The 13,382-nt window shown below is 36.4% G+C and carries 11 protein-coding genes and 2 pseudogenes; 12 read left to right on the top strand and 1 reads right to left on the bottom strand.

What is annotated here, in order from left to right:
* Both HMPREF2574_RS02940 and HMPREF2574_RS02945 read left to right on the top strand, forming a co-directional pair.
* Positions 1-221, top strand: a 221-nt coding sequence (locus HMPREF2574_RS02940; protein WP_257374151.1) for an LPXTG cell wall anchor domain-containing protein, incomplete at its 5' end; no start/stop codon positions are given.
* A gap of 111 nt (positions 222-332) precedes the next feature.
* Positions 333-1,916, top strand: a pseudogene (locus tag HMPREF2574_RS02945) (heavy metal translocating P-type ATPase); the annotation flags it as partial.
* A gap of 274 nt (positions 1,917-2,190) precedes the next feature.
* Here the strand turns inward: HMPREF2574_RS02945 and HMPREF2574_RS02950 are convergent.
* Positions 2,191-2,628, bottom strand: a pseudogene (locus HMPREF2574_RS02950) (IS3 family transposase); the annotation flags it as partial.
* A 718-nt stretch (positions 2,629-3,346) separates the two neighbouring features.
* Here HMPREF2574_RS02950 and HMPREF2574_RS02955 point away from each other — a divergent pair.
* From HMPREF2574_RS02955 to HMPREF2574_RS03000, 10 genes are all read left to right on the top strand, one after another.
* Positions 3,347-3,709 carry an SAG1252 family conjugative relaxosome accessory protein gene (locus tag HMPREF2574_RS02955; RefSeq protein ID WP_000527641.1) on the top strand — a complete coding sequence of 121 codons (363 nt, stop codon included), beginning with the start codon at positions 3,347-3,349 and terminating at the stop codon, positions 3,707-3,709.
* A gap of 6 nt (positions 3,710-3,715) precedes the next feature.
* The gene (locus tag HMPREF2574_RS02960; RefSeq protein ID WP_000431642.1) at positions 3,716-4,081 is read left to right on the top strand and encodes a MobC family plasmid mobilization relaxosome protein; all 366 of its coding nucleotides are present in this window, start codon (positions 3,716-3,718) and stop codon (positions 4,079-4,081) included.
* The gene (locus HMPREF2574_RS02965; protein WP_057485401.1) at positions 4,068-5,933 is read left to right on the top strand and encodes an SAG1250 family conjugative relaxase; all 1,866 of its coding nucleotides are present in this window, start codon (positions 4,068-4,070) and stop codon (positions 5,931-5,933) included. Before HMPREF2574_RS02960 ends, HMPREF2574_RS02965 begins: the two co-directional genes overlap by 14 nt.
* A 180-nt stretch (positions 5,934-6,113) precedes the next feature.
* Positions 6,114-6,338: a helix-turn-helix domain-containing protein gene (locus HMPREF2574_RS02970; protein ID WP_000286254.1), complete on the top strand. Its 225-nt coding sequence runs from the start codon at positions 6,114-6,116 to the stop codon at positions 6,336-6,338.
* 278 nt (positions 6,339-6,616) lie between these two features.
* Positions 6,617-6,844: a DUF3173 domain-containing protein gene (locus HMPREF2574_RS02975; RefSeq protein ID WP_001258319.1), complete on the top strand. Its 228-nt coding sequence runs from the start codon at positions 6,617-6,619 to the stop codon at positions 6,842-6,844.
* 22 nt (positions 6,845-6,866) lie between these two features.
* On the top strand, positions 6,867-8,066 hold the full coding sequence (locus HMPREF2574_RS02980) for a tyrosine-type recombinase/integrase (RefSeq protein WP_000201988.1): 1,200 nt from the start codon (positions 6,867-6,869) through the stop codon (positions 8,064-8,066).
* A gap of 255 nt (positions 8,067-8,321) precedes the next feature.
* Positions 8,322-8,840: a ribosome maturation factor RimM gene (gene rimM, locus HMPREF2574_RS02985; protein WP_024053092.1), complete on the top strand. Its 519-nt coding sequence runs from the start codon at positions 8,322-8,324 to the stop codon at positions 8,838-8,840.
* Complete coding sequence (trmD, locus tag HMPREF2574_RS02990) at positions 8,830-9,564, top strand: tRNA (guanosine(37)-N1)-methyltransferase TrmD (RefSeq protein WP_024053093.1); 735 nt, start codon at positions 8,830-8,832, stop codon at positions 9,562-9,564. The genes rimM and trmD overlap by 11 nt, the downstream gene beginning before the upstream one ends.
* A 131-nt stretch (positions 9,565-9,695) precedes the next feature.
* Positions 9,696-10,619, top strand: a complete 924-nt coding sequence (locus tag HMPREF2574_RS02995) for a metal ABC transporter solute-binding protein, Zn/Mn family (RefSeq protein ID WP_024053094.1) — start codon at positions 9,696-9,698, stop codon at positions 10,617-10,619.
* 8 nt (positions 10,620-10,627) lie between these two features.
* On the top strand, positions 10,628-13,189 hold the full coding sequence (locus HMPREF2574_RS03000) for a pneumococcal-type histidine triad protein (protein ID WP_070812177.1): 2,562 nt from the start codon (positions 10,628-10,630) through the stop codon (positions 13,187-13,189).
* The last annotated feature ends 193 nt before the right edge of the window (positions 13,190-13,382 follow it).

Here is a 13,382-nt window from a genome sequence, read left to right on the forward strand (position 1 = left end):
GAAAAGACAAAGCTAAAGCAGCAGTAGATGCAGCTACTACTCAAGCAGCATCTAATGCTAGCCAAACAGTATCAGCACAAGCAAATGCGCGTAAAGCAGCTAAAGAATTGCCAAATACAGGTACAGTGGATTCTACTGTGGCTATGGTAGCAGCAGCTGCAAGTGCATTACTTGGTCTCGGTCTTGCAGGACGTCGTCGTAAAGAAGACGAAGAAGCTTAATTGGTAGATTGTTTGATAAACATCAGATGATAAATCCGATTTTCAAAGCTTAAGCAAGTACCTCTCGTAAAAAATCTCCTAGCAGGTTTTCCTGCTAGGAGATTTTTGATATTAGAGCGTTATTCAATGGATAAAGCACGTCAATCTATTGAATCTTTAATGGATATTGCCCCAAAAGAAGCGTTAATTCGACGAGGCAATGAAGAAATGATGATTCATGTTGATGAGATTCAAGTTGGAGACATCATGATAGTTAAGCCCGGTCAAAAGTTAGCAATGGATGGAATAGTGGTTAAAGGTACATCGACATTAAATCAGGCTGCGATTACAGGTGAAAGTGTTCCAGTAACGAAAATCACAAATGATGAAGTATTTGCAGGAACCTTGAATGAAGAAGGGTTACTTGAGGTTAAAGTAACAAAACGAGTTGAAGATACCACTCTTTCAAAAATCATTCACTTGGTAGAAGAAGCCCAAGCAGAACGGGCCCCCTCTCAAGCGTTTGTCGATAAATTTGCAAAATACTATACACCAGCTATTGTCATACTAGCTCTTTTAATTGCAGTAGTTCCACCATTATTTGGCGGAGACTGGAGCCAATGGATTTATCAAGGATTAGCTGTATTAGTGGTTGGTTGTCCTTGTTCCTTAGTAGTCTCAACTCCAGTTGCTGTGGTTACAGCAATAGGAAATGCAGCGAAAAATGGTGTATTAATTAAAGGTGGTATCCATTTAGAAGCAGCAGGACACTTAAAAGCGATAGCCTTTGATAAAACAGGAACATTAACCAAAGGGATTCCAGCTGTAACAGACATTGTGACATATGGTAGAAATGAAAATGAATTAATAACCATAACATCAGCCATTGAAAAAGGATCGCAGCACCCTCTTGCTTCAGCGATTATGCGAAAAGCAGAAGAAAATGGATTAAAATTCAATGAAGTAACAGTAGAGGATTTTCAATCCATTACAGGTAAAGGCGTTAAAGCCAAAATAAATAATGAAATGTATTATGTGGGAAGTCAAAATCTTTTTGAGAAATTACACGGAAGCATTTCAAGCGATAAAAAAGAAAAAATTGCCGATATGCAAACTCAAGGTAAAACGGTGATGGTGTTAGGAACAGAAAAAGAAATTCTTTCGTTTATTGCCGTAGCCGATGAAATGAGGGAATCGTCTAAAGAAGTTATCGGCAAGTTGAACAATATGGGAATCGAAACAGTGATGCTAACAGGCGATAACCAAATAACGGCAACAGCCATCGGAAAACAAGTTGGTGTTTCGGATATTAAAGCTGACTTACTTCCAGAAGATAAGCTTAATTTTATTAAAGAACTTCGAGAAAAACATCAAAGTGTGGGGATGGTCGGAGATGGCGTGAATGATGCTCCAGCCCTTGCGGCATCTACCGTTGGTGTAGCAATGGGTGGTGCTGGAACTGATACAGCTTTAGAAACGGCTGACATCGCCTTAATGTCTGATGATTTGAGTAAATTGCCATATACAATAAAATTAAGCCGTAAGGCTTTAGCAATCATCAAGCAAAACATTACCTTCTCTTTGGCGGTTAAATTAGTGGCATTACTTTTGGTCATGCCCGGTTGGTTAACACTTTGGATAGCGATATTTGCTGATATGGGAGCAACTTTACTTGTAACATTAAACAGTTTACGCTTATTGAAAATCAAAGAATAGGTTCTAAAATGGGTGTCAACAATTGGGTGCGATCATTGAAAACAATGTTATGCTTCAAAAGGGATATTAACAGGAAATATACAACTAAAGGACGCTTTAACTGAGCAACGGAAAAAGCCAAATTTCTCAATTGATGTTGAGAAATTTGGAGAATGTTTATACGATTAGTAAAGTTGGCTAAAATAATAAAGTTATTAATCTCATGGAGTATTTGAACTTGCAAAAAAATATTTATGAGTCATTGTACTGACCCCAAAAAGTTAGACAAAAAATATTATTGAAAGGATTTAATTCTATACTGAACAGGACTAAGTCCTTTTAGTTTTTCTTTAATGCATTTATTGTTGTAGTAAAAAATATACTCGGTGATAGCTTGCTCCAGTTGATCCAGAGACTTGAAAGTCTTCTCAAAGCCATAAAACATCTCTTTCTTCAAGACACCAAAGAAGGATTCCATCATACCATTATCCGTGCTGGTCCCTTTGCGAGACATGGAAGGATGTATGCCTTTACTTGCAAGAAAGCGGTGATAGACTTCATGTTGGTATTGCCAACCTTGGTCACTATGGAGAATGGTATTTGGGTAAGTTTCCTCAGGGAAGACCTTCTCAAGCATGGTCTTGACTTGTATGAGGTTTGGAGAGCGGGATAAGGTAAAATCAATAATTTCGCTATTATAGCCATCCAGAACAGGAGCAAGATATCTTCTTTTTTCTTAATTCTTTTTTTCTTGTCACTAGCTGGCAATACGTTCTTAATGACTTTTGGTGTTAGTGAAGCATAAGTGACAGTAGGACTAACGTCTTTCGAGTACACTACAAAGTAGAGCACACCACCTTCAGTTAGATAATGCTCCAAATTAATCCTGCTTAGAGGGTATCCAACATTTTCGTTATAATAATCATCACAACCTTTAAACTGAACAGGAATTCGCTCCAAAAAATCAATATTTCGTCTTTCTATATTTTTGTAAAAGTATATGTGACCATCCCAGATTGGTTATTTATCTCCCTCAGAAATTTCTCTGTTAATATGTTTTGATTTTTTTAACGCCATTTTTAAATAATCGACAGCATCTTCTTCAATTTGTTTAGATGATTTGGACATAATGCACCTCTTTGAAAATATTCCTATAAAAGTATTATATCAATTTTGTGATACCTTTTCCAAATCATCCCTGTTATCCTAATACCATTCCTAAGAAAATCAATCCTTGATTTTTCACTGGGGGTTTGGGGGGCGGAGCCACCAAGTTATCTTATCGTTGGCTGTCAAAACTGGAAGGTTTTGGTCAGCTGGCGATATGATTTTTGGGATATTGTGGACACAATATCTGAGCTCGCAAAGACCTGAAAGGAAGATATTATGCAGTGCCGTGTCTAATACGAGGGCGGGGATATACCGATATTAAAGAATGAGGAGGATACAGGATGGGAAATCTAGTTAGAGAGATACGTAAGGAAGTCAATTTCTCAATAGAAGAGTATCAACAGATACAAAATTTTATGGAACAGGAGGGATATGAACAATTTTCCCCTTTTGCTAGAGGTAAATTATTGAAAATAGACCACCAACCATCTCAGCAGCTTGAAGAATGGATAAAATATTTACAGCACCAAAAAGTAGAACAGATTTACCGGGATGTACATGAAATACTTGTTCTGGCAAAGTTGTCTCAATCAGTTACTATGGAACATCTTGAAATCATCCTGACTTGTATCAAAGACTTGATGAAGGAAATTGAGGTAACTATTCCATTAAGCTATTCATTCAAAGACAAGTACATGGGGTAAGTTATTATGGAAAATCGTTATCGAACCAATTTGAAAAAGGTGTATTTGAGTGATCAAGAATTAATTATCCTCAATAAAAATCTTGCTCAGAGTCAGTGTCCAAACTTTTCGCATTATGCCAGAAAAACCTTACTCAATCCTCGTATGAATTTTATCACAATCGATACAAGAGGTTTTCAAGACCTGATTTTTGAAATTCGTAGGATTGGAAATAATATAAACCAGATTGCACGTTCGGTAAATCAAAGCCACCTACTTAGTCTTCAACAAGTCAAAGAATTGCAGCTCGGTATAGCAGAGTTAGAAACACAGTTACAACAAGATTTTGACATAAAGTGTCAGCGATTGAGAGAATTTTATGGTCATCACTAAGCATTATGCTGTTCATGGGAAAAAATACCGCCGTCAATTGATTAAGTATATTCTTGATCCTAAGAAAACCAGGAATTTATCATTGATTTCAGATTTTGGGATGAGTAATTATCTTGATTTTCCTGACTATATAGAGCTAGTAAAGATGTATCAAAATAATTTCCTATCAAATGACCAACTATACGATTCACGGTTTGATAGACAAGAGAAAAAGCAACAGAAAATACATGCTCATCATATCATTCAGTCTTTCTCACCTGAAGATAAATTAAGCCCAGAGGGAATCAATCGTATTGGCTATGAAACGATAAAAGAGTTGATAGGTGGTCAATATAAATTCATTGTTGCCACTCATGTTGATCAGGACCATTGTCATAATCACATTATTATCAACTCAATCAATAGCCAATCTCAAAAAAAGTTGAAGTGGGACTACGCTCTTGAAAGAAATTTACAAATGATTTCGGATAGAATTTCTAAAGTAGCGGGTGCTAAAATCATTCCACCTAAACGTTATTCTCATAGAGATTATGAGGTCTATCGACGTTCTAATCACAAATACGAATTGAAGCAGCGGTTATTTTTTCTCATGGAACATTCAATTGATTTCAATGATTTTATGCAAAAAGCTGAGCAACTAAATGTCAAAATAGATTTCTCAAGGAAACATAGCCGATTTTTTATGACAGATAGAAATATGAAGCAAGTCATCCAAGGAGATAAGCTGAATAAGAGAGAACCCTATTCAAAAGAATATTTTCAACGTTACTTTGCCAAGAAAAAGATTGAACTGATTTTAGAATTTTTATTGCTAAGATCCAACTCATTTGATGATTTAGTTGAGAAAGCTCGGTTACTGGGATTAGAATTGAAGAGCAAGAAAAAAACGATAGATTTTGTTCTTTCTGATGGAAAAAGCTGCATTTCCATACCAAATAAGTCATTAAGAAAGAAAAATCTTTATGATACTACGTATTTTGATAGTTATTTCAAGGAACATGATGTGTTTGAAGTGCTTCATAATAATGAAGTAAAAATAGAATTTGAAAAGTTTGAGACACAACAGCTTTCAGAAATATTGACTGTAGAAGAAATAACCGAAGCTTATGAAACGTATAAAACTAAGAGAGATGCTGTACATGAGTTTGAAGTTGAGATCACGGAGGAGCAAATTGAAAAAATTGTGCTAGATGGTCTATTTGTTAAAGTTTGGATGGGTATTGGACAAGAAGGACTAATCTTCATTCCAAATCATCAACTTAATATCTTAGAACAAGAAAATAAGAAGCAGTATCAGGTGTTTATTCGAGAAACATCTTCTTATTTCATTTATCATAAAGAGGACTCAGAAATGAATCGATTTATGAAAGGAAGGGACTTGATTCGCCAACTAACGTTTGACAATAAGTCTTTACCTTATAAGAGACGAATAAGTCTGGTCAGTCTTCAACAAAAAATTGAAGAAATCAATTTATTGATGACATTAAACATTCAAAATAAATCCTTTCTAGAATTAAAAGATGAATTGGTTGGAGACATCGCACAGCTAGATATTGAATTGACAAATCTTCAAGACAAAAACACCACCTTAAACAAGATGGCAGAAGTAGTTGTTAACCTACAAAGTGATAATCAAGATACCAAGCAATTAGCTAAGTATGAATGTTCCAAGATGAATTTATCGCAGAATGTAACAATTGGACAGATTGAATCTGAGATTGAAATGATACAGAATCAGCTAGACAATAAAATCGAAGAATACGAAAATGCGGTTAGAAAGTTGGATGAATATGTAAGAGTTTTAAATATGGATAAATACAAGACAGACGATTTTTCCATTCATATTGAATAAATGTTCAAATTTCCAACATATTCTTGTTTATTTTTGTATAATGTATAATAAAGCTACTCTCAAACCGTCTAATTTGTAAAGAAATAAACGGTTTGGGAGTTTTATTTCTATTGTCCAATTAGGACAATATATCAAATTTCTCCTAGTTATCCTCTATACTTTTCCTTAGGAGAAAGATTGATGTACCGACGTTTAAGGGATTTGAGAGAAGACAATGATTTCACTCAAAAATACGTTGCCGAAAAGCTTTCGTTTACCCACTCTGCTTATTCAAAAATTGAGAGAGGAGAACGTATTTTATCGGCAGATGTAATAATAAAACTTTCAAATCTATATAACGTTAGTACAGATTATTTGTTGGGGCAAACTGACTTTCCCCACCGAATAAAGAATAATTTAAAATAGTCCCTCCTGATTTGTTCATTGACAATTGAATAATTCTAGGTGGGACTTTATTTATTTGTTGAGCAATAGAATGTAATGCGCCAGGAAATGAGCGAAAATCATTTATTCAAAAATAGGATGGTGACCTATCTGCCATAACACAAATAATGATAATGATACTTCTGACCGTTCAGGCTGCCATCGAAAAAGGACAGCGGGTGAAATTCCCATGATTGAACTAACCATTCAAATCCCATCTAGCGTGTAAAATAACTTAGTGATTTGAAGGAGGAAAGTGTATGAGAACTGCTACATATAAAGATTTAATGAACTTAGGATTTCCTGAACATACCTCTAGAGACATTATTCGTGAAGCTAAAAAAATTGCTGTAAAAAAGTTTGAAGAAGCTCGCAAAGTTGACCATAATGCGGTACAATTAAGTAAATCGCCCTTTGACAATCGAAGACTAGGTATCGCACCAGCAGAAATTGTGGAACAATTAATAGGGATTCCACTATCTAAATAACATTTAGAAAGTGAGAATCCAAATGGCAACAAAAAGTAGTAAAAAATACAAAGGTGTTTATTGTGATAATAAGGGAAAGATATTTTATCAGATTGATCTTGGAATCGACCCAGTAACTGGCAAAAGGGTACAAAAGAAAGCTAGAAAAAATCAATATGGTAAAACCTTTGAAACAATGAAAGAAGCATATGACGAATTAGTTCGTATAAAATATGAATTTGCCAACAAAGTCAGTTTAGAAAATTACAATATGACTTTTGAAAACTATATGAACAAAATTTATTTAAGAGCATATAAGCAAAAGGTTCAGTCTGTGACATATAAGACGGCTCTTCCTCATCATAAACTTTTTATTCAATATTTTGGTTTAAAGCCATTAAAAGCAATAACTCCTAGAGATTGCGAAGCTTTTAGATTGCATATCATAGAGAATTATTCTGAAAACTATGCGAAAAATTTATGGTCAAGGTTTAAAGCTTGTATGGGTTATGCAGAAAGACTTGGCTATATTTCAAATATGCCTTGTAAAGCATTAGATAATCCTAGAGGTAAACATCCAGAAACTCCATTTTGGACCTATGCGGAGTTTCAGACATTTATCAAATCATTTGACTTACATGATTATGAAGAATTGCAACGATTTACTGCCATCTGGTTATATTATATGACAGGTGTACGAGTGAGCGAAGGTTTATCTTTATGTTGGGAGGATATTGATTTTGATAAAAAATTTCTAAAGGTACATACAACCTTAGAGAAAGATGAAAATGGTAATTGGTATCGTAAAGACCAAACAAAGACTCCAGCAGGTGAACGACTTATTGAATTGGATGATATTACTATTGAAGTACTTCAAGTTTGGCGAAAAAATCAGTTTGCAAATCAAGATACAGATTTTATCATTTCAAGATTTGGAGATCCTTTTTGCAAATCAACCATTTGTCGCATCATCAAACGGAAAGCTCAACAGGTAGGAGTTCCAGTAATTACAGGAAAAGGTCTCAGACATAGCCATGCATCCTATCTAATCAATGTCTTGAAAAAAGATATTTTATATGTAGCCAGACGTATGGGACATGCCGATAAATCAACAACTTTGAATACTTACAGTCACTGGTTTAATGCTTTAGATAAAACAGTTTCTGAAGAAATCACACAAAATATCAAAAGTGCAGGATTGGATTCAATTTTATGCCAAAATTCCTGCCAAACTTCAAATTAAGAACTCAAACCCCTTGATATTGCACATTTAACAGGTTGTGCAATTGTTACTCTTAAATAATAGAGTATCGCAAGAAATTGCGGAAGCCTAATAAATCAAGGTTTTAGAGTTGCTTAAGGCGATTTAAAATCAGAGGAATGATGTCATTCCCCAATTACCCCACTAAGGATTTATCTTGGTGGGGTTTTTGTTTTCTTGAGAATTCCCTTTATTCATGATAGAATAGATAGAATAATGCTAGTATTTGGAGAGAAAATGAACTATTATAATGTTGGAAAAATTGTGAATACGCAAGGTTTGCAGGGTGAAATGCGTGTTATGTCTGTGACGGATTTTGCAGAGGAGCGTTTCAAAAAAGGAAGTGTTTTAGCTCTTTTTGACAAGAAGGATAATTTTGTCATGAATGTGGAAATTGCCAGTCATCGCAAGATGAAAAATTTTGATATTGTCAAATTCAAAGGAATGTATCATATCAATGACATTGAAAAATATCGTGATTTTACCTTGAAAGTGGCTGAGAAAGACTTATCGGATTTAGATGAGGGCGAATTTTATTATCATGAAATCATCGGCATGAATGTTTATGAACAGGATGTTTTGATTGGAGCTATTAAAGAAATTTTGCAACCGGGTGCCAACGATGTTTGGGTGGTAAAGCGAAAAGGCAAGCGTGATTTACTGTTACCTTATATTCCGCCTGTTGTGTTGAATATTGATCTTGAAAATAGTCGAGTAGATGTGGAAATTCCGGAAGGACTGGATGATGAAGATTGATATTTTAACATTATTTCCGGAGATGTTTGCTCCGCTGGAGCATTCAATAGTTGGCAAGGCGCGTGAAAAAGGATTGTTAGAGATTCACTATCATAACTTTCGGGAAAATGCAGAGAAATCACGACATGTTGATGATGAGCCTTATGGAGGCGGTCAAGGAATGTTGCTCAGAGCGCAACCAATTTTTGATGCTTATGATGCGATTGAAAAAAAACAGCCACGGGTTATTTTGTTAGATCCCGCTGGTCGAACGTTTAATCAAGCCTATGCGGAAGAACTTTCTCAAGAAGAAGAATTAATCTTTATCTGCGGGCATTATGAAGGTTATGATGAGCGGATTAAAAGTTTGGTGACAGACGAGGTTTCTCTTGGAGATTATGTTTTGACCGGTGGAGAGTTGCCTGCTATGACGATGATCGATGCAACAGTACGACTGATTCCTGAAGTTCTTGGTAAGGAAGTTAGTCATACTGATGACAGTTTTTCATCAGGTCTTTTAGAATATCCTCAATATACTCGTCCTTATGATTTTCGTGGAATGGTTGTGCCAGATATTTTGATGAGCGGTCATCATGAAAATATTCGAAAATGGCGTCTGTATGAGAGTTTGAAAAAGACTTATGAACGTCGTCCAGATTTATTAGAAAAATATGAATTAACAGCCGAAGAAGCAGGAATGCTAGAAGAGATTCGTAGAGAAAAGAGCAATGATATAAAAGATTAAAAGTTTTCTAATTTAGAGGACTTTTTCTTATTGTTAAAAAAATAGATAAAAAATTCTTGACAGTTAATTTCTATCGTGGTATCATATTAACCAGTTAATAAACTGGTTAAACACTAGTTGAGGAGTGATATATGAAATTAAAGAAATATATATTTTCTATTTTTGTGGTAGGGTTGACTTTGTTGTTGACAGCGTGTGGAACAAGTACAAAAAAACAGAGTAAAGGTCTGAAAATTGTAACAAGTTTTTATCCGATTTATGCTATGGTCAAAGAAGTATCAGGCGATTTAAATGATGTTCGGATGATTCAGTCAAGTAGCGGTATTCATTCTTTTGAACCATCAGCCAACGATGTAGCAGCTATCTATGATGCAGATGTCTTTGTTTATCATTCTCATACCTTGGAGTCGTGGGCAGGAAAACTAGATCCAAACTTGAAAAAATCCAAAGTAAAAGTTCTTGAAGCGTCAGAAGGTATGAAGCTGGAGCGTGTGCCGGGATTAGAAGATGTTGCTGCTGGTGAGGGAGTGGATGAAAAAACTCTATACGATCCGCATACTTGGTTAGATCCAGAAAAAGTGGCAGAAGAAGCGCAAATTATCGCGGATAAACTTTCGAAGATTGATAGTAAAAATAAAGAAACCTATCAAAAAAATGTGAAAGAGCTGGTAGCTAAGGCAAAAGAGTTGACTAAAAAATATCAACCGATTTTTAAAGCGGCGAAACAAAAAACATTTGTGACGCAGCATACGGCCTTTTCTTACTTAGCGAAACGATTTGGTTTAACTCAGTTGGGAATTGCTGGGATTTCACCAGAGCAAGAGCCTAGTCCACGTCAGCTGACGGAAATTGAAGAGTTTGTGAAACAATACAAGGTCAAGACAATTTTTGTGGAAAGCAATGCTTCTTCAAAAGTTGCTAAAACCTTGGTCAAATCTACAGGAGTGAAATTAAAAGAATTGAATCCTTTGGAGGCTGACCCACAAAATAATAAAACTTATCTTGAAAATCTAGACGCCAATTTAGCGGTATTGGCAAAAGAATTAAAAAAATGAGGAGAAATATGAAGAAAAAATATATCATTGGTTCTATTGCAGTTCTTGCATTGAGTATTTGTGCGTATGAGCTGGGGCGTTATCAGAGTGTTTCTAGCAAAGCAGACAATCGTGTGGCTTATGTTGATAGTAAGTCCAAAGAAAAAGGGAAAAAGGCTGAGAATTTAACTCCAGATGAAATAAGTGCCAAAGAAGGAATCAATGCAGAGCAGATTGTCGTTAAGATTACAGACCAAGGCTATGTAACTTCTCACGGGGATCATTATCACTATTACAATGGGAAAGTTCCTTACGATGCCATTATCAGTGAAGAACTGATCATGCGCGATCCAAACTACACTTTGCAGCAGTCTGATATTGTCAACGAAGTAAAAGACGGTTACATTATCAAGGTGAATGGCAAGTATTATCTTTATCTGAAAGATCCAAATCATACCAGCAATGTTCGGACAAAAGAAGAAATTGCTCGTCAAAGGGAAGAATACAGTAGGAAAGGGCATAAGGGCTCAAAAGGAACTGTAACAACAGCTGTCAAAGAAGCTCGTGCGCAAGGTCGTTATACGACAGACGATGGCTATGTCTTCAATCCAACTGATGTCATTGAGGATACAGGTGATGCTTTTATCGTGCCGCATGGCAATCATTTCCACTACATTCCAAAGAGCGATTTGTCTCCTAGTGAGTTAGCTGCTGCTCAAAACTATTGGGACAATAAAACAGGCAAAAGTCGTCCACAATATCCGTCCAATTCAGGTCAAATTCCTCGGTCAAACAGAGGAATGAACCATCCATCGTTGGACTATCGTCCTGCTAATCTGGGAACGTCTAATCATATAGGAAATCAGCAAACTCAGCCTTCTCAACCAGCTCCAAAACAAACTGAAACGAAGCGCGGAAATAAAGCTGAAATCATTAAATTACTGCGGCAATTGTATGCGACTCCTTTGAGTTATCGGCATGTAGAATCAGACGGTCTGGTATTTGACCCAGCACAGATTACAAAGCGGACTTCTAATGGAGTGGCTGTTCCGCACGGCAATCATTATCATTTTATCTATTACAATAAAATGTCTGACTTGGAACGAAAGATTGCGCAGATGATAACGCCGGGTGCGGATTATTCTGAAGCTAAGCAGTCGGATCAAGCGCAACAAGATCATCAAGCAACACCAGATAAAAATCAGCAAGATACTGGCAAAACTTCTGATAAAAACGAGAAGAAAGAAGAATCTGCTGAAACGGAAATTAGCGATGAGCAAATCAAAACTTTCCTTGCTAAAGCAGAAGCTTTGTTAGAGAAGGTTTCAGATGCACGTCAAAAAGCAAACTTTGAAGAGCAAATAAATGGTCTCGACTCAAATCTGTTATTAGGTATAGAAGAGAAAGAGAGCCTGCTTGCGAAAGCAAAAGCTTTGTTAGCTGAAATGGTGAAAGCAACTGGTTCAGATAATGATTCTGCTGGTCAAAACACAGAATTTGCAAAGAAAGCGAAAGTTGTGTTGATGTCTATCCGAAAAGCACTGGAAGAAAAGGGAAATGCAAGTGATAAACTGGCTCAAGTGAATGATTTGCTCCAAAAAGTGGCAGACAAGAATGCGGATAAATTGGCTTTGCTAGACCAAGTCTTGAAACTTTCCGCCGAAGTGCACCCTGATCGTGCAGGCAAAGCAAATTCGCAAATTGCTTATACGGCTGATGAAGTAGCATTAGCTAAAGCTGTAGGTCGTTATGCAACATCGGACGGTTATATCTTTGATCCACATGATGTGATTAAAGATGAAGGAGATGGCTATACTGCTCCACACATGACACACAGCCACTATATTCCTAAGAATGATTTGTCAGAATCTGAGCGTAAAGCGACGGAAGAGTATCTGAAAACGAAAACTCCGGAAAAGAAAGAGGAGAAGCCAAGTACGGATCCAAAACAACCTCAAAAAGAGACTGCACAAGCAATCTATGAGCGTGTGACACCAGCTAAAAAAGTGCCGGTTGAGGCAATGCCATATCATACGGCTTATGTTGTGGATTACAAGAATGGGCAATTGATTATTCCGCACCATGATCATTATCACAATATTTCTCTCTCTTGGTTTGACGAAGGTCTTTACAACGCGCCAGAGGGTTATAGCATGGAAGATTTCCTTGCTACGGTGAAATATTATGTGCAAAATCCAAACGATCGTCCTCACTCTGATGATGGCTTTGGTAATGACAGCGACCATGGTAAGCAAAACCAATCAGATGATGGCAAGAATTATGCACCAAATGAAGAGCCAGAAGATAAGAAAGACGACTCTGCAAGTAAAGAGGTAGATGATGAAAAGGAAAATTCAGAAGGGACTGAAAAACCAACAGTTAATGCTGAAGAAGAAGCTGAAAAGGCACGCGCAGCAAGCTATGGATTGTCTCTGCAAGATTTCCGAGCAAAAATGATTAAAATTGCTTTTAAATATGGTTTGAGCTTAGAAAAGTTTACCTATCATCCTGAAAACAAGACGGTCAGCTATACTGATACAACAGGTGCTGTCAAGTCTATCAATGTACTGACAGGAGAAATGGTTTCTTAACAACACACCCCTTAAGAGTTGGAAATTTATTTTCCAGCTTTTTTGTTGTTCTATGTTTATAAAGGGAAGTTTATCTTGTCCGCCGGGCGGATAAGACAAACCAAAATGATTTCACTTTGTCCTCCGGGCGGATAAGATAAACTAAAAGAGATTCACACCGTCCGCCGAGCGGACAAGCAAAACCAAAAGGAAT

The sequence above is a fragment of the Streptococcus sp. HMSC034E12 genome (assembly GCF_001835915.1).
Taxonomy (GTDB): Bacteria; Bacillota; Bacilli; order Lactobacillales; family Streptococcaceae; genus Streptococcus; species Streptococcus vaginalis.

Excerpts from the sequence above, each read along its gene's own strand:
- rimM (WP_024053092.1), top strand. The coding sequence starts at position 8,322 with ATGAACTATTATAATGTTGGAAAAATTGTGAATACGCAAGGTTTGCAG.
- HMPREF2574_RS02965 (WP_057485401.1), top strand. The coding sequence starts at position 4,068 with ATGGTCATCACTAAGCATTATGCTGTTCATGGGAAAAAATACCGCCGT.
- HMPREF2574_RS02955 (WP_000527641.1), top strand. The coding sequence starts at position 3,347 with ATGGGAAATCTAGTTAGAGAGATACGTAAGGAAGTCAATTTCTCAATA.
- HMPREF2574_RS03000 (WP_070812177.1), top strand. The coding sequence starts at position 10,628 with ATGAAGAAAAAATATATCATTGGTTCTATTGCAGTTCTTGCATTGAGT.
- HMPREF2574_RS02970 (WP_000286254.1), top strand. The coding sequence starts at position 6,114 with ATGTACCGACGTTTAAGGGATTTGAGAGAAGACAATGATTTCACTCAA.
- HMPREF2574_RS02980 (WP_000201988.1), top strand. The coding sequence starts at position 6,867 with ATGGCAACAAAAAGTAGTAAAAAATACAAAGGTGTTTATTGTGATAAT.
- HMPREF2574_RS02995 (WP_024053094.1), top strand. The coding sequence starts at position 9,696 with ATGAAATTAAAGAAATATATATTTTCTATTTTTGTGGTAGGGTTGACT.
- trmD (WP_024053093.1), top strand. The coding sequence starts at position 8,830 with ATGAAGATTGATATTTTAACATTATTTCCGGAGATGTTTGCTCCGCTG.
- HMPREF2574_RS02975 (WP_001258319.1), top strand. The coding sequence starts at position 6,617 with ATGAGAACTGCTACATATAAAGATTTAATGAACTTAGGATTTCCTGAA.
- HMPREF2574_RS02960 (WP_000431642.1), top strand. The coding sequence starts at position 3,716 with ATGGAAAATCGTTATCGAACCAATTTGAAAAAGGTGTATTTGAGTGAT.